Annotated in this window: 18 protein-coding genes; 10 read left to right on the top strand and 8 right to left on the bottom strand. The window is 54.7% G+C overall.

All coding sequences use genetic code 11. The features are described 5' to 3' along the window. Window positions 1-2: 2 nt before the first annotated feature. From ACR0AU_RS07210 to ACR0AU_RS07195, 4 genes are read left to right on the top strand one after another with little or no spacing between them, the layout of a single operon-like run. On the top strand, window positions 3-944 hold the full coding sequence (locus tag ACR0AU_RS07210; RefSeq protein ID WP_170732661.1) for a hypothetical protein: 942 nt from the start codon (window positions 3-5) through the stop codon (window positions 942-944). Further along, entirely contained in the window at window positions 931-1407 is a 477-nt protein-coding gene (locus tag ACR0AU_RS07205) for a hypothetical protein (protein ID WP_170732660.1), read from the top strand. The genes ACR0AU_RS07210 and ACR0AU_RS07205 overlap by 14 nt, the downstream gene beginning before the upstream one ends. Beyond that, the gene (locus tag ACR0AU_RS07200; protein ID WP_170732659.1) at window positions 1404-3308 is read left to right on the top strand and encodes a GMC family oxidoreductase; all 1905 of its coding nucleotides are present in this window, start codon (window positions 1404-1406) and stop codon (window positions 3306-3308) included. The genes ACR0AU_RS07205 and ACR0AU_RS07200 overlap by 4 nt, the downstream gene beginning before the upstream one ends. Continuing rightward, window positions 3305-4393, top strand: coding sequence for a ferritin-like domain-containing protein (locus ACR0AU_RS07195; RefSeq protein WP_170422666.1), 1089 nt, complete (start codon window positions 3305-3307; stop codon window positions 4391-4393). The genes ACR0AU_RS07200 and ACR0AU_RS07195 overlap by 4 nt, the downstream gene beginning before the upstream one ends. A 446-nt stretch (window positions 4394-4839) precedes the next feature. Here the strand turns inward: ACR0AU_RS07195 and ACR0AU_RS07190 are convergent, their stop codons facing one another. From ACR0AU_RS07190 to ACR0AU_RS07160, 7 genes are all read right to left on the bottom strand, one after another. Then, window positions 4840-5184, bottom strand: a complete 345-nt coding sequence (locus ACR0AU_RS07190) for a RidA family protein (protein ID WP_170394035.1) — start codon at window positions 5182-5184, stop codon at window positions 4840-4842. A gap of 116 nt (window positions 5185-5300) precedes the next feature. Further along, entirely contained in the window at window positions 5301-6317 is a 1017-nt protein-coding gene (locus ACR0AU_RS07185) for a D-cysteine desulfhydrase family protein (protein WP_170422665.1), read from the bottom strand. Between the two features lie 16 nt (window positions 6318-6333). Continuing rightward, the gene (locus ACR0AU_RS07180; RefSeq protein ID WP_170635777.1) at window positions 6334-7062 is read right to left on the bottom strand and encodes a TSUP family transporter; all 729 of its coding nucleotides are present in this window, start codon (window positions 7060-7062) and stop codon (window positions 6334-6336) included. Between the two features lie 100 nt (window positions 7063-7162). Continuing rightward, window positions 7163-7906, bottom strand: coding sequence for an aspartate/glutamate racemase family protein (locus ACR0AU_RS07175; protein WP_480795475.1), 744 nt, complete (start codon window positions 7904-7906; stop codon window positions 7163-7165). Between the two features lie 28 nt (window positions 7907-7934). Then, window positions 7935-9173: an NAD(P)/FAD-dependent oxidoreductase gene (locus ACR0AU_RS07170; RefSeq protein WP_480795474.1), complete on the bottom strand. Its 1239-nt coding sequence runs from the start codon at window positions 9171-9173 to the stop codon at window positions 7935-7937. Between the two features lie 4 nt (window positions 9174-9177). Next, window positions 9178-11391, bottom strand: a complete 2214-nt coding sequence (locus ACR0AU_RS07165; protein WP_480795473.1) for a TRAP transporter permease — start codon at window positions 11389-11391, stop codon at window positions 9178-9180. A gap of 80 nt (window positions 11392-11471) precedes the next feature. Continuing rightward, window positions 11472-12479 (bottom strand): TAXI family TRAP transporter solute-binding subunit, encoded by a 1008-nt coding sequence (locus ACR0AU_RS07160; protein ID WP_170394045.1) that lies wholly within the window; start codon window positions 12477-12479, stop codon window positions 11472-11474. Between the two features lie 148 nt (window positions 12480-12627). Between ACR0AU_RS07160 and ACR0AU_RS07155 the strand changes: the two genes are divergently transcribed. The 6 genes from ACR0AU_RS07155 (at window position 12628) to ACR0AU_RS07130 (ending at window position 19456) form a co-directional block, all read left to right on the top strand. Further along, window positions 12628-13569 carry a LysR family transcriptional regulator gene (locus ACR0AU_RS07155; RefSeq protein WP_480502950.1) on the top strand — a complete coding sequence of 314 codons (942 nt, stop codon included), beginning with the start codon at window positions 12628-12630 and terminating at the stop codon, window positions 13567-13569. 278 nt (window positions 13570-13847) lie between these two features. Next, on the top strand, window positions 13848-14837 hold the full coding sequence (locus ACR0AU_RS07150; RefSeq protein WP_170395047.1) for a glycosyltransferase family 2 protein: 990 nt from the start codon (window positions 13848-13850) through the stop codon (window positions 14835-14837). Beyond that, the gene (locus ACR0AU_RS07145; protein ID WP_480795472.1) at window positions 14830-16506 is read left to right on the top strand and encodes a hypothetical protein; all 1677 of its coding nucleotides are present in this window, start codon (window positions 14830-14832) and stop codon (window positions 16504-16506) included. The genes ACR0AU_RS07150 and ACR0AU_RS07145 overlap by 8 nt, the downstream gene beginning before the upstream one ends. Next, window positions 16503-17687: a glycosyltransferase gene (locus tag ACR0AU_RS07140; RefSeq protein WP_480795471.1), complete on the top strand. Its 1185-nt coding sequence runs from the start codon at window positions 16503-16505 to the stop codon at window positions 17685-17687. The genes ACR0AU_RS07145 and ACR0AU_RS07140 overlap by 4 nt, the downstream gene beginning before the upstream one ends. Before the next feature lie 13 nt (window positions 17688-17700). Next, window positions 17701-18534, top strand: coding sequence for a class I SAM-dependent methyltransferase (locus ACR0AU_RS07135; RefSeq protein WP_170509141.1), 834 nt, complete (start codon window positions 17701-17703; stop codon window positions 18532-18534). 4 nt (window positions 18535-18538) lie between these two features. Next, complete coding sequence (locus tag ACR0AU_RS07130; protein ID WP_170732651.1) at window positions 18539-19456, top strand: lysylphosphatidylglycerol synthase domain-containing protein; 918 nt, start codon at window positions 18539-18541, stop codon at window positions 19454-19456. A 203-nt stretch (window positions 19457-19659) separates the two neighbouring features. Here the strand turns inward: ACR0AU_RS07130 and ACR0AU_RS07125 are convergent, their stop codons facing one another. Next, on the bottom strand, window positions 19660-21675 hold the full coding sequence (locus ACR0AU_RS07125) for a heparinase II/III domain-containing protein (RefSeq protein WP_480795470.1): 2016 nt from the start codon (window positions 21673-21675) through the stop codon (window positions 19660-19662). Window positions 21676-21953: the final 278 nt, after the last annotated feature.

Here is a 21953-nt window from a genome sequence, read left to right as displayed (position 1 = left end):
TTATGACTAAGAAGAAATCAAAAGGTGACCGCTGCTATCAGACGAATGTCACCGGTGTCATGCCAAAACTGCCCAAGCAGTTTGATACGTTTCCCTTCTATTATGCCTCTCTGCAATGCCAATGGATGTATTGGTATACCTCGGTCGAAGCCGCCAAACCCTTCGTCAAGGGTACAGGATTGTGCGTGGCGGAGTTCCCCGATGAAAATGGAAAGAACAAAGCTGTCATTCTATTGAATTTTCAACGCTACACCGCCCACTATGACAATTCCTTGGGCTTTGTGAACGAGGTTGAATTTAACCTTCTGGCTTACCCTTCGAACCGGGTGCCCGGCGTTCCGAAGATGTCCCTGACCGAGTATCTGCACGGCCGCGATCAGACCAAGACCATCGGGCATCTGCGAATACACGTAGCCGCAGACAATGCGGTTGCTGTCAAAGCTGGGCGTCAGGCCTTTGGTGAGCCCAAGTTTCTGGGGCAGTTCAATTACAAGGTGCCGTCGCTGAACGCCAAGATGAAAGGCCATCCGCCAATCTCTCCGAAATCCTGGTGGATTCAATTGGTCAACCCCGACGACCCGCAAACCATCGTCTACGATTTGACCGCCGATTTGGGAAAGCTCAGCGGCAATCAGTGGACGACAACAAATTGCACTCCGATCCCAGAATTCGCGACCGGTCTTGGCCGCACTGTTTGGACCCGCTGGACAATCTCGGGCCTCTTCGAAACTGCAATGCTGGACAACAAGGACGGCAAGCGCATCGCCAAGACATTCAAACTGAAACTCGGCAACAACGATTTCCCGATGACACGGGACATGCATCGGTTGTTCACCGACTTCACCCCTGTCGCCGTACAGGTTTTTGAAAGCCCCCCCGCCTGCTTCGAGCCGCGCGGGTTCTACGTGGATGCCATTGATGGAGACCGCCATGTCACAGCATGACAACAGTCCCGCCCATCAGGCCTTCCTGACGGTCAGCGCGGCATTGACGGGTTACAATAGTGCCGAGTTGCAAGGGACCGGGTGCACCGGGGAATACTGGCATCAATTCCGACAGGTTCTACCAGAAGAGATTTTGAACCGGTTTCTGTCTCACGCTCAATCCCTCGGGCAAGGGGACGATGATCAGATTATCCGCCAAACTTATCTGTCGGACAGGTGCCTTGGCCCGATTGCGCGTTCGCTGATTCAGCTTTGGTACACGGGTCAGTGGGTTCCGCTTTCGCAAGAATGGCGCGAAAGCTACGGCGCTTCTCGCTTTGATGTGGTCAAGATCATCTCGACACGCTCGTACAAGGAGGGATTGGTCTGGGACGCCATCGGTGCCCATCCCATGGGGGCAAAGCAGCAGGGTTTTGGTGCTTGGGCGCTTGAACCTCCCCGGAAACGGGAGGCGGGCCAATGAACGCGATTACAGACGACGACAGAACCTATGATGTGGTCATTGTAGGGGCAGGATTTTCTGGTGCCATTCTGGCGAAAGAGCTTGTGTCAGCAGGGCATACAGTTCTGATCCTCGAGGCCGGTGCAGATCACGGTAAAACGTGGGAGACCTACCGATCCTATCTGGATCAGTACTACCTCTCGTTGGCGAAAACACCGAACTCACCCTATCCGGATCTGCCGACTTTGCCGTCACCTTCGGTGCTGGACATTACGGCGGTTCGCGGCACCGAACCGGACACGAACGGGTACTTTGTTCAACGTGGCCCGTTGCCCTTCGGCAGCAACTATCTGCGTGCCTATGGCGGAACCTCCTTGCATTGGCTGGGCACCAGCCTTCGGATGATGCCCGCAGATTTCGAAATGCAGAGCAGGTTCGGCCAAGGGGTCGATTGGCCATTTGGCTACAAGGATATTCGATCCGACTATGAAAGAGCCGAGTGGGAAATCGGCGTCTCTGCGGACGCCGAGGAACAGACACCCAGAGCATTGGGAATAAAGACCTCGGGCAAGCATGATAACCGGGGGTACTTTGCTAAAGGATATGACTTCCCCATGCACTCGATACCCTCGTCTTATATCGACGGGTTCTTTGCCCGGGCAGACGGCATGCCCATTGAAATTGGCGAAGACCCTAAAGACATGGTCAAACTGAAAGTCTCACGCACGCCGCAAGGCCGCAACTCAACCCCGCGTAAGCCAAAGAATGCCAATGGCATACCCGTGGGCCGCAAGATGCGGCATCAGTTTCGCCCGCGAGGATCGACCGGTCCATTTGCTTATATGGGCCAACGATGCGAGGGCAACTCAAGCTGCATCCCGATCTGCCCAATCCAGGCAAAATACAATGCGATGAAGACGCTGGAAGATGCCAAGCACATTCGCAAACATCACATGAAGACCATCACGCAAGCCGTGGCGTCCAAGGTCGAGCTTGCCGAAAGCGGTCGGGTTTCGGGTATCGTCTACAAGAAATACCCGTTCCCCGGTGTCGCGCAATACGAATTGCGCCGGGCCAAAGGCAAACAATACGTCCTTGCCGGTGGTGCGGTGGAAAACGTGACACTCGCGCTGGCTTCCGAGATTTGTCGGACCAGCGGCGAATTGGGCCGCAACCTGATGGATCATCCCTACATGATGACTTGGGGTTCCGCGCCCGAGCCGGTTGGTCCGTTTCGTGGGCCGGGATCGACGTCAAGCTACGCCAATTTCCGGGACGGGACCTTTCGTGACAGAACTGCCGCGCATAGGCTCGAGATCGGAAACTGGGGCTGGAACTTTGCCACCGGGGCCCCAAACACGGATGTGGCGCGCTTTGTTGAACAGGAGAACCTCTTTGGCAAAGCGCTTCGTGACAAATTATATCACGATGTTCAAAGACAGGTTCGCATCGGCACGATGGTCGAACAACTGCCCCGCGCGACCAACCGAGTCACGATTGATCCCGCCTATCGCACACCGATGGGTGAATATCGCCCTGTGATCAGCTATGATCTGGATGACTATTCGCGGGCCGGTTTGGCAACTGCCTATGACACTTGCACCCAGATTTTTCAGCGCCTGGGTATTCGAAACCACACGGCCTACAACCCATCTGACGCCGGATATTTCACCTATGACGGCCGGGGATACACGTTCTTTGGCGCAGGTCATCTTGTCGGAACCCATCGGATCGGAACGCACCCGCGCAATTCGGTGACTAATGACGTAATGCGAACCTGGGATCACGACAATTTGTGGATGGTAGGCGCCGGATCGATGCCAACAATCGCAACATCGAACCCGACACTCACGATGTCGGCAATGGCTTACCGAGCCTCCAGAGCAATATCGGATGCTGTTCGGAAAGGGGGTGCAAAATGACCTCGAAAGACAAACTGGAGAAAGAGCGCGCGACACTGTGTAAACTGTTTCAGGACGCGCTTATTCTTGAACTCACTACCATTCCTCCCTATGCGACCGCGTGTTATTCGATCCTCGAACAAGGCCAGTATGACCGGTCTGAGCCAACAATCGTAAACGCCGAACCCATCGAAGTGATCCGGCAGGTTATGGTCGAAGAAATGCTCCACATGGTTCTTGCGGCGAATGTCATGAATTCGATAGGCGGAACTCCGGAGCTGAACAATCCTAAGCTGCTGCCCAAATACCCCCAGCCACTGCTAAACGGCCGCGGTCCAACTGTTTATCTGCGCAGGTTTACGCCAGACCAAATCAAGAGCTTTCGTGCGGTTGAAACGGCACCAAAAGATGAAAGAGCTGCGAAGAGCGGTGATTATCATACGATCGGAGGTTTTTACATCTACATCCGGGAAAGGTTGCGCAAAGCCTGTGATACTTATGGGGATGCCGCGATTTTTACCGGTAATGAGGTACGACAAATCACCAACGCCGACTATTTCGGAGCTGGAGGTGAGGTGATCGAGGTGATTGGTACCCCGTCGCAGCGCCGTAAGGCCGCGCTGAAGGCGATAAAGAAAATCATGGATGAAGGGGAAGGCGCAGACCTTGGTCACAGAGCTGGCGACAAAGACATCATCCCTGGCCCTGACCACCGCGAGGATGTTGCGCACTATTTCAAGTTCAACGAAATCCTGCACAGCCGGTATTATAAGCCAGATGATAGCATAGACGGCCCGCCCACCGGTGGCGACCTCATCGTCGATTGGAGCGCGGTATCCCCGATGCGGGATGATCCGTCCGAAAAGGACTTCAAGAACGCGCCAGAGATCGCAGAAATATCTGCCGAATTTAACGCGGCCTGGTCCGGCCTGCTTGATGGTCTGCACATTGCGTTCAACACGGACAAGACTGCGCTAAGGTCATTGGTCCCAGCAATGTATGACATCAAGTCTCTGGCGCAGAAATTGATGCGTATTCCTTTGCCGGATGGATCAGGGGAAACTGCCGGGCCAACCTGGACGTATCTTGCAAAGACAAAGAGTTGATCGCTCGTTTCGTTGCAAGTCGATGAATACGCGCCGCAGCTATTTGGTCAAATTCGGAAAGCAATAATTTGCTGTATTAACAGCAGCATAGCGCAGTCCTGAATCGGCCAAAATGATCTGAGATAGCACTCGAATAGCGCTATTTATCGTGCGTTGTTTCTAGACTCACCCAGGATGCGTGAGGATTTGATTCCACGACGATGACTTCGGTCAATCGATATGAACCCACCGGGCGCGCATCACATGCCAGTTGGTGGTGAAACTGCGAAACTAACGCATCGCCGTCATCTCCCGTCAGCAATCGCTTTCAGAGACGCAAATGTGGGCACGCGAACGCAGAAGCGAAGACCTAGGGTGTTTTCTGGACCGTGAATAGCTCAATCTCCGAGGGACTGGACTTGCAAAGGTCCAGAAAACCTACCCTATTAACCGCAATCAGCCGCCGCTCAGTCGTAAGCTGCCGTCACGATCATTTCGACCTTCAATACATCACGGGCGAGCTTGGATTCTCCGCAGGCGCGGGCGGGCGCGTGGCCTTCGGGCACCCAAGCGTCCCAAACGGCATTCATCTCGGCAAAGTCTGCCATATCCGCCAACCAGATTTCGCATTTTAGGATGCGGGTCTTGTCGCTGCCCGCCTTTTGCAAAAGATCCTCAACCTTGGCCAGAATGTCCTGCGTCTGATCTGCCACGGTCGGCGCGTCCGAAGTCTGACCGCACAGGTAGGCAACGCCGTTGTGTTTGACGATCCGGCTCATGCGCTGACCGGTTTCGATGCGGGTGATTGTCATAACTTGTACTTTCTCATTGTTGAATTTAGCAGTGATTTGAGCTGCCCACGGCACAAGCGTTGAAATGCCAATGGGAGCCATAGATCAGAAGCCGGCATTACGAGGCCGAGGTTCATTCAAGTCAGATTGTCCGCCAGTTCATTTTGATATCCAAAAAGGGCCGGCAGCCCGCCGGTGTGCAGCAGAATGACCTTCTGACCCGGTTTAATCTTCTGGCTTTCAACCAGATGCATCAAACCGGCGAATGTCTTGGCGGAATAAACCGGGTCGAGGAAAACCCCTTCGGTCCGTGCCATTTTTTCCAGTGCGGCACGCGTTCTCGCGTTCACTTTGCCGTAACCTGGCGGCAATGCATCGTCATAGACATCGATCCGCGCCTGCAATTGAGCGGCATCAACATCCAGCAAGTTTGCAAGTTTCTGTAGAACGATCATCATGCGGGCGTGTTGCTTCTCGCGATCTCTGCGCACGCATATTCCAAATACCGGGGCCGTGCTGCCTTCCAGTGCTAGACCGGTTAGCAAACCGCCATGCGTAGCACCACTGCCTGACGGCACAACCACCGCATCGAAATTGGGCATCTGGGCGCACAATTCCTGTCCGCCAACGACATAGCCCAACGCCCCCAGAGGTGGATGATTCAAGCCCAGATGAATGACGTATGGCGTGCGGCCTTGGGCCTTCAATTCGTCAGCACGCGCGTGCAATGCCGCGTCGGCCCCAGCTTCGTCTTCGCCCTCGGGATAGCTCATATGCTCGGCACCCAGAATCTGTGCCAAAAATACGTTCCCGGACCTGTAATACTCTTCGTCCATATCTGGGACACGCTCTTCTAATTGAAGCACGGATTGCATCCCCAGCTTAGCGGCCGCCGCAGCTGCAGATCGGACAAAATTGGACTGAACAGCACCGGTGATTAGAATGGTATCGGCACCTTGTTGCTGAGCATCGCCGAGGTAGAATTCGAGCTGCCGTGTTTTATTGCCGCCAAACACAAGCTCCGTCAGATCATCGCGCTTGAGCCAGAGATCGATCCCCAATTCCGCCGACAACCTGTCCAAACGTTCCAGAGGTGTCGGGCCCGACATAAGCCGGGCGCGAGGAAATCTCTCCAGATTGTCGTTTCGTTGCATCGTGTACCTCCCGGGATTATGCAATCATATAGGCGCGCTGGAACAGGACACAGCAAGCGATGAAAGAAACCACGCGGATCGCGGCTATGACGACCGATTGCGGCAAGTAAGGGCCCCCTGCCCGTCCAAGCAGGCTGCCTACCAGCGTGATTATGACAAAGCCGAGCAGTTGCGGCCCGTATGTGATGGCCTGCGTTTCGGACAGGCTGTGCAACAGGAATGCAATGCCATAAGCCACCAGCGCGATGGGTTGCACCAGCTTGGCCACCTCTTTTGCTGAACGGCCCTTTGCGATCAAACCAAACACCATAAGTGGGCCCGGTGTTGCTGCCCAGACGGTCGCAAGCCCGGACAGTCCTGTAATGGCTGAAAACCCAAAACGCCCGATTGTGCCGCGCAAGGGAAGCAGGGTGGTGATTAAACCGATCAACAACAAGCAGGCCGTCAAGGCCAGAACAAACGCCTCGTTCAACAACGGATAAACAGTAAGACCGGCAGCTACACCGACACAACATGCGATGATCGCATTAAGAATGAGTGGCTTGTTGTTCTTTAGTACATGACGGTCCGTCGCGACTATCGACACAAGGGTATTCAGCAACAGCAATATGGGAACTGCCGTCGAGGTGCCGAGCAGGATCATCATCGGGGGACCCGCGATGATACTGAAACCGATGCCCACGCCAACCTGCAGCATTGCCCCGAGGCAAATGGCGGCCATCAAAATGGACAGATCAATGGTCACATAGCACTCCTGCAGCTTTGGCATTTTTGCGAGACCTCAGATATCCTGAGGTTACGGCCATGGTCCATGTCATTCCTTCATTCGAATTGATTGGCACGCACTAACGCTGCCAGGGCATCAATCCAGAGTATAGCTCGCGGGCCGCTACGGAATGTGCCATTTGCGCAAGTGTCGTCAGATCATACACGGGAAGGCGCAGTTCTTCCTGAAGGCGCGATGCGTAGGGCGGCAGGTCTGTACACTCCAAAACCAGTGAGCGGATATCAGGGGCCTCAAGCATCAGGCTACGGGCTGCGTTCAGGACCTCAGCCTCGATCAGGTCTGTGTCCATACGGGTGCGGGTATTTCGCAGGATCACTTCGGCGAATTCGCTTGTGTCCTCCAGCCCCTTCACCGCCACTGGAATTCCGGCGGCCCCGACGCCTTCAAAATGCCGCGTAGTCAATGCAGAGGCATCTGCGGTCAAAACCCCTACCGGAGCATTGGCCCCGGTCATCTGATAAGCCAGCGGCACTTGGATCAGGCTGGAGGCAAAGACTGGAACAGAAACCGCTGCCGCGAGTTCCTTTTGAAACAGCGCCAGAAAGCCGCAGCTGCCGGTGATGGCGCGCACGCCTTCGGCCTCAAGCCGTTTGGCACCTTCGATGAAAGGGGCCAGCAATTCAGGCGTCGGGTTGTTCAGCAGAGTCGGAACGGTTACCCCGTCAATCATCTCATACAGAGCTGGAAAAGGCAGGCTGGAAGGGTTCTTGATATGGCCCGGCGGCTTTGGGAAATAGCTTTCCAGGCACAGCACACCGATTGACGCTCCGCAGATATTCTGGCCGCCTTGATAAATTGGCATTGTTAACAGGTCCTTTTGATTTGAAGGTTCAAAACCGGGTCGGTGAATACGGTGCCAAATCAATGTTCGGGATGCGATCCGAGACAAGATCCGCCACGAGCTCGCCTGTTTTTGGGGCCATCATCAGCCCGTAATGAGAATGCCCAAACGCTGCATATAGTCCGCCTTTGTCGTTCACCTGCCCAATCGCAGGCAAGCTGTCCGGGAACGATGGGCGCCGGCCCATCCAAAACCGCGCCTCAACCGTATCAAGGTCGGGCAGCATGGCCTTGGCCTGTTCGAACAGGATTTTCTTCTTCCGTGGGTCAGCGGGCGCGTCGGCGCTGCCAAATTCGGCCGTACCAGCAACCCTCAGACCCCCCAGCATCGAACTCGCGACCACCTTTGCATCCACATCCATGACCGAGTTGTTCAATTGGACCGAAGGGGTTGGGAATTCGACATGATAGCCCCGCTCGGCAACAAGCGGAACAGGCAGTCCCAAAGGCTTTAACAATTCTGCAGACCATACACCGGCCGCAAGGACGACATGGTGGGCGGTCAGCGTCTCCTGCGTGGTTGCAATCTGCCAACCACCCTTTACCTCCGAAGTTAGCTTGGTGACTTCGGCTTGCACGATCTCGGCACCTTGCGCGCGCGCCTTGTCGGCCAAAACCGCCCCCACACGTCCCGGAGAAGTTACACGCGCCTGCCCTTTGATCACGATCGCGCCCTTGAAGGCCTCGGACAGAGCGGGTTCCAGACGGCGCAGCTCGGCGCTGTCGACGCGTTCCAGATCGCCCCCTTTTTCGCGGCGGATCAGATATCCAAGATCATCCAGATCGGCCTGTTCCGGGTGGCGGAATGCATGGATGTAATAGCTGTCGGTGATCAGGTCTTCGTGCCCCGTGCCGTGCAGGTGACGCCGGTACAGATCTATGGAGGGACGACATAGAACCTCCATCGCATCCGAAATGTTGCGAACGGTCTTTTCGCCGGAATTTCCCAGAAACCGCAGCCCCCAGGGGATCATTTTGGGCCAGAAGCTGGGCCTGACTGACAGCGCACTTTTGGGGTCCAGCAGCATTTTGGGCAGCATTTTCCAGATGCCCGGCATTGCTTGCGGAACAATCGACCACGGCGAAACCACGCCCGCATTCCCGAACGAGGTTTCCTGACCGGGTTCACCTCGATCAATCAGCCGAACCTGAATGCCGCGATCCTGCAGCGACAGGGCGCAACAAATGCCGACGATCCCCGCGCCGATGATGGTCACTTGTTCTGGCATCACTTCAGGCCGGAGATTGGCTGCGGCTGCGCGCGATCAACTGAGTGACGATGACGGGCGAGGCCACGGCCAGCGCGATCAAATCTGCCGTCAGGCTGGGTGCGACAAAGATGATCCCGGCAAGGGCCATCAGAATCCGCGCCGCAATATTCATCGGTTTTAGCCAATAGCCCACGACCGCCGCCGACAGGGCGATGACCCCGGCGATACAACTGGATGCGGTGTATGTGAACTCCCAGAAATCGAAGCCGGTTGAGGATACGAACAGCAGCACCGGCGCGTAGACAAAGGCCATCGGCGCGATCACCTTGCCCAATCCAAGCGTGAACGCCGACAGACCAGTGCGGAACGGGTTCGAGTTGGCAATGGCCGCAGCCGCATAGGCGGATGTACAGACCGGCGGTGTGATCTCGGACACCACGCCGTAATAGAGCACGAACAGGTGGCTGGCGATCGGAGGAACGCCCAACTGCGCCAGCGCGGGCTGTGCGACCGATACCAGCATGATGTACAGCGCTGTGGTCGGGATGCCCGCACCCATCAGGATGCAGACGATGGCGATAAAGACCAGCGAGATGAACAGCTGCAGGTCTTCCATGGCAAACAGCTGGAAACTGCCGAACGAGATCATGTTGTACAGGTCAGACGCTAGATTGCCAGCGCCCTGTGTCACCATGAAGCCAATGCGAAAGCCGATGCCCGTGGTGTTGATCACACCGACCACGATACCGACCGCAGCCGCAGCCGCTCCAACAGCCAGCGAGTATTTCACGCCCAGTTCGACCGCCTGCAGCATCTCGGGCACTTCAATCCGTTTCTGTGGATTGAGCGTGGCGATAACAGACAGACCACATAGGATTGCGGTCATGGTCAGGTCGAACCCGCCATCCGAGAACTTCCAAAGCACAAAGGCCAGAAAAGCGGCGGCATAGATCAGCGTTGGCGGTTGCTTGATCCGCGACATGCCCGCGATGACCGCCAGAGAAATACCGCAGAAAGCGGACATGAACGGCGTGTAGCCCGTGAAAAGCACCACCAGCAAACCGATCAGCGGCACGATATTGGCCCAACCTTCCGCCCAGACGGCTTTGAGTTGCGGCAGTTGCTCTTTCGCCAAGCCTTTCAGGTTCAGCTTGCGCGCCATCAGGTGCACAACGGCGAAGACGCCGACATAGTGCAGGATCGCCGGGAAAATGGCCGCGATCACAATGGTGGTGTATGGGACCTCTAGAAACTCGGCCATGATGAAGGCCGCAGCGCCCATGATCGGCGGGGTGATCTGGCCGCCAGCCGAGGACGCAGCCTCAACCCCGCCCGCAAAATGGCCCGGGTATCCGAGGCGTTTCATATTGGGGATGGTCAGCGCACCAGTCGAAACGGTGTTGGCCACCGATGAGCCCGAGATCGTGCCAAAGAAGGCCGATGAGACCACCGATACCTTTGCAGGACCACCTGTATAACGGCCCGCAAGTATAGTCGCGTTGTCGATGAACAGCTGCCCCAGACCGGTGCGTTGCGCGATGACGCCGAACAAAACAAAGTGAAAGACGATAGTCGAAACCACCCAGAGCGTGACGCCGTAGATACCTTCCTGCGGAAAATACATCGACGATACGAAGGTTTTGAAATTCACGCCGGGATGCTGCAGCAGTCCGGGGAAGTATGGCCCCAGCAGGGCGTATGAGATGAAAACACAGATGATAAGGGGCAGCACCCAGCCCAGCGTGCGCCGAGCAATGTCCAGCACCAAAAGGATAATGACGACGCCCAGAAATACATCATAGTTGTTGGGGTTGCCCATCCGGAACGTCTGTTCCTCGATCCCAAGGAACGGAATGCCGCGCCAGGCTACGCCAACATAGAGCGCGGCAATGATGCCAAGCGCCATGAAAACCAGGTCATATAATGGGATGTTACCGATGCGGAACCGGCTGACCTTAAGGGCATAAAGGCTCTTTGCCCCAACAATCGGGATTGTGGCATAGACCAGAATGAACAGCAGGGCGAGGTAGATGCCCATGTGCCAGTGGTCTGCGGGCAGGCCGAATCCGGCGGTGAAGAACTCGTAGAACGCTAAAATCAGGGCCACAACACGGAGAACTTTTCCTGTGGTGGGCGTCACCTGCCGGACCGCGGCCCCTTCATCGAACTGTTCTTCGATGGCCGCTAGTTCCTCGGCTGTCAATTCGTGGTCATCAAGTTTCTGGGTCTCGGACATGATGGCCTCCCGATTTCGCATAGTTCAAGTGTGCGGTGCCCCACATAGGGGCACCGACGATACGGTTCAGTTTGTTGCGTTTACTGAAGAAGTCCGGCTTCTTTGTAGAACTTCTCGGCACCCGGATGCAGTGGAACACCCAGCGCCTCTACACCATCCAGCGCGGTATCGGGCGTGATCTGCTTACCCTTGGCATGGCCGTTGTCCAGTAGCTTGCGGGTGTTGTCGTTCCACAGGGCTTTGGTCAGCTGATAGACCAGATCTTCAGACAGATCCGAGGACACGACCAACATAGCACTGACCGCAGGGGTCTTGGTTTCCGCGTCTATGCCTTCATAGACACCACCCGGAATGGCCGAAGGGATATAGGCCGGAATGATCTCGTTGATCTTGGCCAGATCTTCATCGCTGAACGAATGCAGGTTCATGCCTTTGGTCGAGGACAGTTGTACCATCGCAGCAACTGGCCAGCCCGCAGCGTAGAAATAGGCGTCTAACTGACCGTCAGCCAAACGCTCGGCGCTTTGACTGTTGTTCAGTTCGGCTTCATCCATATTGTCGCGATTCACGCCCCAGGCGTCGAGCATCTGCAAAACTGCAACCTGCGTACCCGATCCGGCCTGTGCGATACCGACGCGTTTGCCTTCCAGATCGCCCAGGTCGTTGATCGTCTGACCAGCGGGCAGTACGAGATGCAGATCCTCGGGGAACAGATTTGCAACGATGCGGAGGTTGGGATGAGGTTTACCCTCGAACTTGCCTTCACCCAGATACATCGATCGGGTCACATCAGCCGCGGCCAGACCGGCCTCAAGCTCACCATTCTGCACGGCGGCGTTGTTGAATACAGACGCTGTTGTGGATTGCGCAATCGCGATCAGCCCCGGAACGCCACATTGGCCGCCTTCTTCACATGGACGCGATCCCGGAGGGGCGGAAATTCCGTTGGCGATGGTGCCGCCGATGGGGAAGTAGGTTCCGCCTGCGCCACCGGTCCCGATGCGGAAGAATGTTGGATCCTGCGCCAGCGCAGGGGCGGCAAGCGCGCCTGCCAAGGCCAGTCCAGTCAAACATTTCACGAATTTCATAATCATCTCCGTTGTTGGATCGCTGGATTCGGTTTTCCCGAATTCGATCTCCTCAGCGTAGAGACGATTCGCATAAATGCAAATTTTTTATACTTCACAAAACTAAGGTTTTATTTATACATTAACCATGAACCTTATGCAGCTCACAGTGTTTCGCGAAGTGATGGAGACCGGCTCTATCTCGCAAACTGCCAAGAAACTGAATCGCACTCAGCCGGCGATTAGCCTTGCGTTGAAAAACTTGGAAAAAACGCTGGGACTGACCCTGTTTGAACGCAAGGGAAGACGCCTGGTTCCGGTTCCTGAAGCGCACTACCTTCTGGCCGAAACCACAGGCATTCTGGACCGTCTCGCCACCATCTCCAGCACAATGGAAGGGTTGATCAAAGGGCATGCAGGCAGCCTGAACATCGCAACGATGCCTGGCCCGTCCGCCTTTTTGTTCCCGCGTTTCATCAGCCAGTCGGTCGGAGAAAACCCCGATATTCGCATCACTCTTTCCACCCGCAGTTCACCTCAGATTATGGAGCTTGCAGGGACCCAGAACATCGACTTCGGATTTGCTGATTTCGAACATTCAGCGGGCAAAGAACCGCAGTACTCTGCCGAACTAATCAAAGCAGATTGCTTCTGTGCCATTGACCGCACCCACCCACTTGCTTCGCGTAAGAGCCTGACACTGTCTGATCTGAACGATACGCCCATGGGCGGCTTGCATGCGTCACACCCATTCCAGCGCAAAATCCGGCAGGAATTCGAGGAGGTCGGTGCTGAGTACAATCCGACAGTGACCTGCCAGTATTTTCAGCCGCTCATCCCCTTCGTCAGCTCCGGGCAATGTTGCAGCATCGTTGATCCGCTGACCGTCGTGACCGAGCAAGAATTGAACCTGTCCGACGGAAAGGTCGCTTTTTTGCCATTCAAGAAACCGCTCAGATATGAATACGCGATCCTTGAACCCAACCACCGGCCGCCGTCTCAACTGGCTTTAAAGATCAAAGCTGGATGGAAAGCCGAGGTCTTAAAAATGTTGGAAGACGTGAAGGCGAATCCTCACACAGAATGGATATTCCAGGCCGGGCGTGAGTAAAACTGATCGGCACCAATGAGTTGATCTCTTGATCGCTCGAAGCGATTTACAGCGTCAAGTTGATTTGAGAAGAAAGACGGCTGGTCGCAATTCACGGATTTAGAGTAACGCAGTTTTCGGTCGACACCGATAACGCACCAACCATCGAGTATTCATACGAATTGTTTCAAAGGAGCGTTTCAACCGTTTCAGATGGCTCAACAATTACCCCTTTTGGACACAATTTTGTCCCAAAATAAAATGTAATTGCACTCAATAGTTATCAATGTGGCATGATCATGATGCTTGTCGTCCAAATACCGGCGCTTAACGAGGAGGAAACCCTTGCCGAAGCGATCGCGGCAATTCCCCGATCGATTCCTGGCGTCAGTAAAGTTGAAGTACTGGTCATCGACGACGGCTCCACCGATCGGACCGTTGAAGTCGCCTGGAACGCCAAAGCTGATCACGTTCTGGAAATGAGCAGCCATGTCGGCCTCGCCCGTGCGTTCAGTGCCGGCATCGAGTATGCACTTTCATTGGGCGCGGATGTGATCGTCAACACCGATGCAGACAATCAGTATTGCGCTGACGACATTCCGGCCCTGATTGATCCGATACTGAAGCGTAAGGCACAAATCGTGGTCGGCGCTCGCCCGATCAGAGAGATCGAGGGCTTCTCGCCGTTGAAGAAAACCCTTCAACGGCTGGGCAGTTGGGTCGTGCGACTGGCTAGCAAGTCAGAAATCCCTGATGCGCCCAGCGGATTTCGCGCCTATTCCCGAGATGCCGCTGCCCGACTCTGTGTTGTCAACACTTATACCTACACTCTGGAAACCATCATTCAGGCCGGACGCAAACATATCCCGATGACCTCGGTGCCTGTTCGGGTCAACAAGGTAACACGCCCGTCTCGTCTGTTCAGAGGTATCGGAGAGTATGTCACCCGCTCAGCAAGAACTATTCTGCGCGTTTTTGTGATCTACGCGCCATTGAAGTTCTTCCTGACGCTTTCGGCAGTATTCGCCTTGCCTGGCTTAATCGGGGTTGGGCGATTTCTCTATTATTACGCGACAGACGGGGGGGCCGGGCATGTTCAGTCGCTGGTTCTGTCCGGTGTGCTGCTGGCAATGGCCACGATACTGTTCGCCGTTGGTATCCTGGCCGATCTTATCGCCACCAACCGTAGTCTGCTGGAAGACATCCGGGCCCGAGAGTTGCTGCGCGCGCCGATTAGACCTACTGAAGTAATTTCCCTCGACCCGGTCAGGGCGGTAGAGAATGGATAATCCGGCGCTAGGCGATCAGCGAAACGCCGGATTGGTAGGGGCTATCACTCTTGATCGAGTGGTACGAGCGAGCATTGTCGTTGTCTTCGTGTTTATGCTGGTGCTGGCGTATACTCACAATGTGAATTGGGACGAATTCTATTTCCTGTCACATGTCCATGCCTTCCTCGACGGTCGATTGGACCGTCCAATGCAGACCTTCTTCGTGCATGGTTTCACATGGCTCGATGCGCTGCCGGGTCATGAGATGGAACAGATATTTGCAGCCCGGCTTGTGATGGTTGCATGCGTCGGGCTGACCACAATTTCTGTGCACCGTATCGCCCTGTATTTTACCGAACAGCGATTTGCCGATATCGCTGCTCTGGGTTTCCTGACTTCGGGCTACGTTTTGGCCTATGGCGCCAGTTTCCGTGCCGATCCCATTGCTGCGGCGTTACTGACTTCTTCGATTGCAATCTTGCTGACCACGCGCCTGTCTGTCTGGCAAACACTGGCGGCAGCGCTTCTGAGCGCTCTGGCCGTACTGGTTACGATCAAATCGGCACTCTATCTGCCCGCATTTCTGGCCGTGCTGATATGGAGGATCGAAGATCGAATAGCGGTACGGCGCATCATTATCGCGGGTATCTTGGCGGCTGGCATTTGCGTGTCATTCTACCTCTGGCATGCGTCTGGCCTCCGCGTCGCCGAAGGCAACCAGACGGCAAACAATGCAAAGGACGCGCTGAATACGACGCTTTTAAGAAGCGGCATATTCCCACGATCAACTGAATTCATGAGTTGGGCTATGCTCAGTCTCCCACAGATCATTCTTGTGGGGATCGGACTGTGTGCCGGTCGGAATGCTCGGCGGGTTCTGTTGATTGCGCTCTTTGCTGCACCGCTCCTCTCGGTGGTGATCTATCGCAATGCCTTTGTCTATTTTTACCCCTTCGCTACCCCACTCCTGATGGTAGCCGTCGCGATCGGAGCACAGAGGCTTGGATCATCACGACGCTCGGCACAACTGGTGATGGTGATGCTTGCGGGGCTTTTTGTCCAGGCAGCCCTAGCACTGCAAGATCGTGCAGGAAACCAACGCGCCACTATTGCGGAAATTCATCGCCTGTTCCCAGATCAGGTCGCCTATATTGATGACAGCCACATGATCGCAAGTTTCCCGAATCCTGGTTTCTTCATGTCAGGCTGGGGCGTTGCACGCTATCAGGCGGCGGGCCAGCCCGTATTTGCCAGAATCATCGCAGAACAGCAGCCACCTCTACTTATCGCCAACAAAACTGCTCTGACGCTGACGATGGACCCAAGTTCGGCCAATGGAGCCGAGCCTGTGCTGCTGCCTGAGGACCACAAGATATTACGCGAGTCATATGTGCACTATTCGGGATCGATTTGGCTTGCCGGAGGATCAATGACGCTGACCGGCGAACCGGTTGAATTGGCACTTCCGTTCCCCGGGAGGTATCGGGTCGAAACCAGCCAGCCAGTACAGATTGATACAAGTGCCGCCGCATCTGGAGACATTCTTAGCATTGGGGCCAAGGCAGTAACAATCAACGGACCGAAACGTGTTGCTGTCAGGCTGATCTGGGATACTGGTGTGGCTCCGGTTGCGCCAGAAAGCTTGGATCGAGAGGTTTATACCGGCTTCCGGATGCTTTCGCCATGAATGCCGATATGCCTCTTTCCCCTCCGGTGGTCAGCACCACTCCGATACCATCTGAGCCCGGCAACAAGCGGGTGATTTTTTGGGGAACATATGATCTCAGCAAACCGCGTACTCGAATTCTCCGAACTGGATTGCAAGAGCTCGGCGTAGAAGTAATTGAAATCCACGCAGAGATTTGGCCCAAACACGCGGATAAAAGCCAGTTGAACATGGCTGTAATGATCCGAGTGTTGTTCAGCGCGCTCTTGGCCTATCCGCTTCTGATCCTGCATTATTTGCGTGCGCCTCGTCATGATGCAGTGATGGTTCCCTATCTTGGCGCGCTCGATACATTGGTGTTGTGGCCCTTTGCCCTGCTACGTCGGCGGCAGATCACCTGGGACATGTTCCTTTCGCTTTACGACACTGTCGTTAACGATCGAAGTATGGTTGGGGCCAAGTCACTGCCGGGCCGGATGCTTTGGGTCACTGAATGGCTGGCCTGCCGGGCAGCGCATCATGTCTTGCTCGATACTAAGGCGCATGCCGAGCATATTGCACGGATCTTCAATTTGCCTGAATCCAGGATTGGAGCAGTGCCGGTGGGAGCTGAGCCGGGATCCTTCCAGCGTCTGCCTCCTCCTGCGCGCCACGACGGTCCCACTAGAGTGTTGTTTTATGGACAGCTCATCCCGCTGCATGGGCTTAAAACGATATTGACGGCAGCTACCTCGGGTCGAGGTCGCGATATCAATTGGCACCTGATTGGCACCGGGCAAGAGCGCCTATTGCTCGAGACAGCTCTGGTGGATGCGGAGCATAAGCATATCTCCTGGCAGAAGTGGGTTCCCTATGAGGAACTGACCGAGGCAATTTCAAATGCCGACATTTGCCTCGGCATTTTTGGCGCCTCTGGCAAGGCTGCGTCAGTGGTGCCGAACAAGGTTTATCAGGCGCTGTTGTCAGGGCGTTCAGTGATCACCCGGAGCTCGCCTGCCATGATCGAAACTTTCGGCACCGAAGCTCTCGGGGTGAAGCTTATCCCTCATTCAAATCCCGAAGCGCTGCTGGATGCCATCGCTGAATTGAGGCACGAGGGCTATCCGGTAATGCCTGAAGACAAACTGAAAATGGCCCAGCCGCATGAGATCGCGCGGACTCTTTGCGGATACTTGTTTCATTGTGCACCTCAAGCCGGATAAAACTGTGGTCGACATGACTGATACCGCCATTAATTCCGCAGAGCATAGTGCTTCTGCCATCTATCACAGGCACTTTGGCCCGGCACTGCCGCAATCCAATTGGGTGCCCGCGCCGCGGTATCTTCTAAGGCGTGATCGGGTTATGCGGCATCTCAAAAATCTGATGCCTTGCAGAGTGCTTGACATCGGGTGCGGACCGGCTGCGCTATTGTCAGAACTGGCAGAACAGGGTTTTGAAGCTTATGGCGTAGATCGTTCGCAGCAGGCCCTTGAACTGGCAGATAAACTCAACACTCAAGCCAGCCCTATGACACTCTTTGCCGAGCTTGACCCGGACTGGAAAAACTCCTTCGACCTGATCATGTCATTTGAAGTGATTGAGCACTTGGAGCAAGATATTGAGGCCATGAGAGAATGGCAAACTTATCTGAAACCCGGTGGAACAATGATCTTGTCGACGCCTGCGCACCCATCCCGCTGGAATGCGGCCGACGTTTGGGCAGGGCATGTTCGACGCTACAGTAAAGAACTTTTAGTACATTCGGTTCAGGACGCCGGCTTCACCGTCGAAACTGTTGAGTGCTACGGTTTTCCTTTGGCCAATATTATGGAGTATTGGCGTGCTCGGGCCTATGGACAGATATTAGAAACCAACGCCAAATCTGGTAAAACAGCGAACGACCTTACCAACGAGAGCGGTAGCGATCGTTCCATTGAGCGGCGCTTCTGGCCTGTGTTTTCTTCCATACCCGCAGTCACGGTCATGCGGCTTTTTTTCCAGCTACAACGCCCGTTCCTTAACACCGAATTTGGAAATGGTTTTCTTGTAGTGGCGCGCAAAACGTAAACACATGGCTACCGCCCTGCGCTATATCGGCACCGCTGCTGCCCTGATCTTCATCGGAATCATTCTGGTTCGACACGCAGGAGACATTGCAGTGCTCGACCTCGGGTCAGGCCGCGCCCGTTATGCACTGCTAGGTGGGTTTACCCTTTATGTGCTGTCGCAGCTCGTAGGTGCTGTGGCTTGGGGGGTGACGCTAAACATCTATGACGTTGCCCTAACGCGCACACGCGCTGAAAGTCAGTTAATGGTATCGCAGATCGGGAAATACATCCCCGGCAATGTTGCCCACCTTTTGGGACGTTTCGCCCTCGCACGGAGTGATGGAGTGCCATCCGCAATTATTGCGTCATCTCTGTTGCTCGAGATCGGTTTTCTGCTCGCCAGCGGTGCTCTGGTCGTCGGAATTGTGCTCCTGACCATGCCCGATCTTGTCGCCGCAGTAATTGCAGACCTTCCAGGATCCTGGCTCGATGGACAGATGACAATCATCTTCTTCGGAATTCTGGCCTGCATAATGATTGGCCAGATTGTGATTTGGCGCAAAGCGGGAAAACCGAAACTTACATTTTCAAAATGCCTGATCCTGTTGTTTCTGCATAGCTTCAACTTTTTGATGCTGGGTTTGTCACTTTGGTGTGTCGCACGGGCGATCTACCCTCAGGGTGGTGCCGGTATATTGCAATGCATCGCAATCTTTTCAACAGCCTGGGTCATCGGTTTCCTGATGCCAGGCGCACCCGGTGGTATCGGTATTCGAGATGGAATTATTGCTCTCGGACTTGGCCTTTTCACTGATCAAGGAGCCGGTCTAAGCGCTGCGATCGCGCATCGCGCGATCTCGGTTCTGGGGGATGTAGCTGTGTTTGGGCTTGGCGTAACCCTGCGCCGATATCTAAGCAGTGGTGAGCACGAAGCTGTATAGTTTAAAAATTTGGATCGGGTCAGCCAGACAATTTGCAGCGGAGTCTATCGTATCTGAAGGTCGCCATGCGCTGTCTCAGGCGCTAGGGTGCCGTCTTCAATTCGTTTCCAAACATAGTGCGACTTCTGGTGCGTACTACATTCCTTGAGCGCACCCAGCATCGCCTAAAGCCAGGGTTGAGGTCGTTCAAGTTTGACCCAAACCTATCGTGAGTTTTCAGCAGGCAACCGATCAATGTGCTTTTTTTCAACATCGTTCGAGAGGGTCGCGTTCAGTCGCCACTCACCTAACGGGATGACCGGCTTGTTTGCGGCCTGTGCGTCAGGTTCAAAAGTAACGACAATGGTTTCACGCTTGTCGCTTTCATCAAGATCAAGTTGGATCATGAGCCGTGTAACGCTTGAATTCGGATTCTGCATCGCACATTCAGAATTGAATGCCGTTTCGCAAGGATTGGCTGAAAGTTGAGAGAAGGTGGCGTTTGGCGGCGACAGTATGCGCGCGGTTAGTTCTTTCCCATCCTGACGCAACGTGGCCTTGGAGCCATCAACTGTTACCTGCGCTTCGGTATGCATTGCCCACGCCGCCCGCCCCCGTTGATCAGGGCTAATTTCGTCCTGAACCAACACTGTCGTTCCATCGACAAGAGCTATGCCTCGTCTGACCGTTCCCTTGGGCTTTCCATAGGCGTCTGAAAGATCGGCGATTGCAAAATCGAAACCTGGAAACTGCGCCAACTCCTCAACATAGGCCCGCCCCGTTTCGATTTGATTTGCCATGTCAAAGGTCAGTGTATTCTGCCCGATCGTGGCCGTTCGATAATAGTCAAAACGTTTGTCAGTAAAGTAGCCGGGCAATTGGTAATTTCCGAGCCCAAGATCCACCCCCCAACGTACACCGTCGGCTTCAAGCACAAAGGTGCCCGCATCAAGGTCATTGTGATGGCTGCTAAGCGGCCCAGCCTTGAGGCCGATATAGCTGGCCGTAGGGTCATTCCAACCAGACCGCATGGTTACGATCCCAAGCCCTCCAGACCAATAGGATGTTGATCGGGCAGTGATTGGTTCACTATTGCGTCGCTGCTGCCAGATCAGCTCGAATGCTGGATGGGAAGACCGCATTTTGCTATTCATTTTAATGTCGTAGCCCGGGCGATTGAACCGCGACGCCAACCAGGTCAACACAACAAGGTCAGTGCTTGTATCGCTGTCTCCAAAGTTAAACAGCATGCCAGTTGGTCCAGACGCATGGATCAGAAACTCCCCGAATTCCTCCAAACCTACCATTCGCGAAAGATCAAAATCGTGCCCGAGGACGGAAACAAGCGCATCAAACGATACTGCCGCGTCCCGGGCGGACAAAGCCCCGTACATCGGTCCTTCTGGCCATGCACCATCCGGAGCAAACATTGCCAACCCATTTCTAAGTGAAACCTGAGCCTGCTCAATAATATGATCAGCCAGTTCCGGTTCTGTTTCTGACACAACCAGAGCAGCGACGATCATTCCTGCATTGCAAACGATGTTCCAGTTGAAGGAAGCAACGGGCCAGGCGATATCTGCGGTAGCCGTCCCATCAGGAAGCGACGCGGGAACAGACACTGGGTTCACCCAGCGTTGGGGGGCGATCCAACCCTTATCATAATAGAGCGTATCCAGATCGTAGATTTTTGCGGCTTCTTTCAGCCCCTTCTCAACAAGTGCCGATCGAATAGTCTGATGATCCTCTTCGTCCAGATTGTCACTAATCCAACTGTATCCGAGCGACACCGCCAATGTGACACGGCTTAATCCCAGAAAGTGTGCGGGCTGCCATGTTTCCAGTTCCGAAAACTGCAAGAGCTCGGTTCTGGCGCGATCGGCATAGCGACTGTCACCGGTCAATCGCCAAGCCAAAGCCAGTGTGGTGAGGCGTTCGACCGGACGTTGTCCAAATCCACGAAAAGCTTCGTGAAGCTGACCATCTCCATTCCGAACTGCCTCAACAATAGTAGGCGACTGCAAATGCGCTTCTGCACTGTCAATCATTGCCTGATAGTCAGCCGCGAACACCTGATCGGCTGCGCGCTGTGTTTCTATGCGCTGGACGATCTCATCCGTTAGAACGACTTGCGGCACTGAGTTTTGGGACAAAGCGCTTGTAGCGCAAAAACAAGCGAAGGACAAAACGAACAAAAAGAAGGCTTTAATCGGATTCACACTTCTAACGGTTGCGATCATGGGTTTCTTCCGCACTGGAAACGCCTGCAACCCGACTCTGCAGCGGTGGCCAATTTCTGTCAAAGACATCCGATTAGTTTGGCTTAGCAAATTGATATGCTAAACGCTCCGCCCGGCAGCCTATTGGAGTACTGTTTAAGTAGAGCCGGAAGGAAAAACGATAAAAAAGCCAGCCACGAGAACCTAGCGCAAGCGATCCGAGCATTAATATTATGGTCGCATGGCTTGATCACGGAACCGAACCGGAAACGAGGCCAGTGCCCATCGATTTTCATGTG

The organism is Ruegeria sp. CG1, from assembly GCF_056537265.1.
Note: the sequence above shows the minus strand (reverse complement) of the source record. Positions and strands in the feature narration are given on the sequence as shown.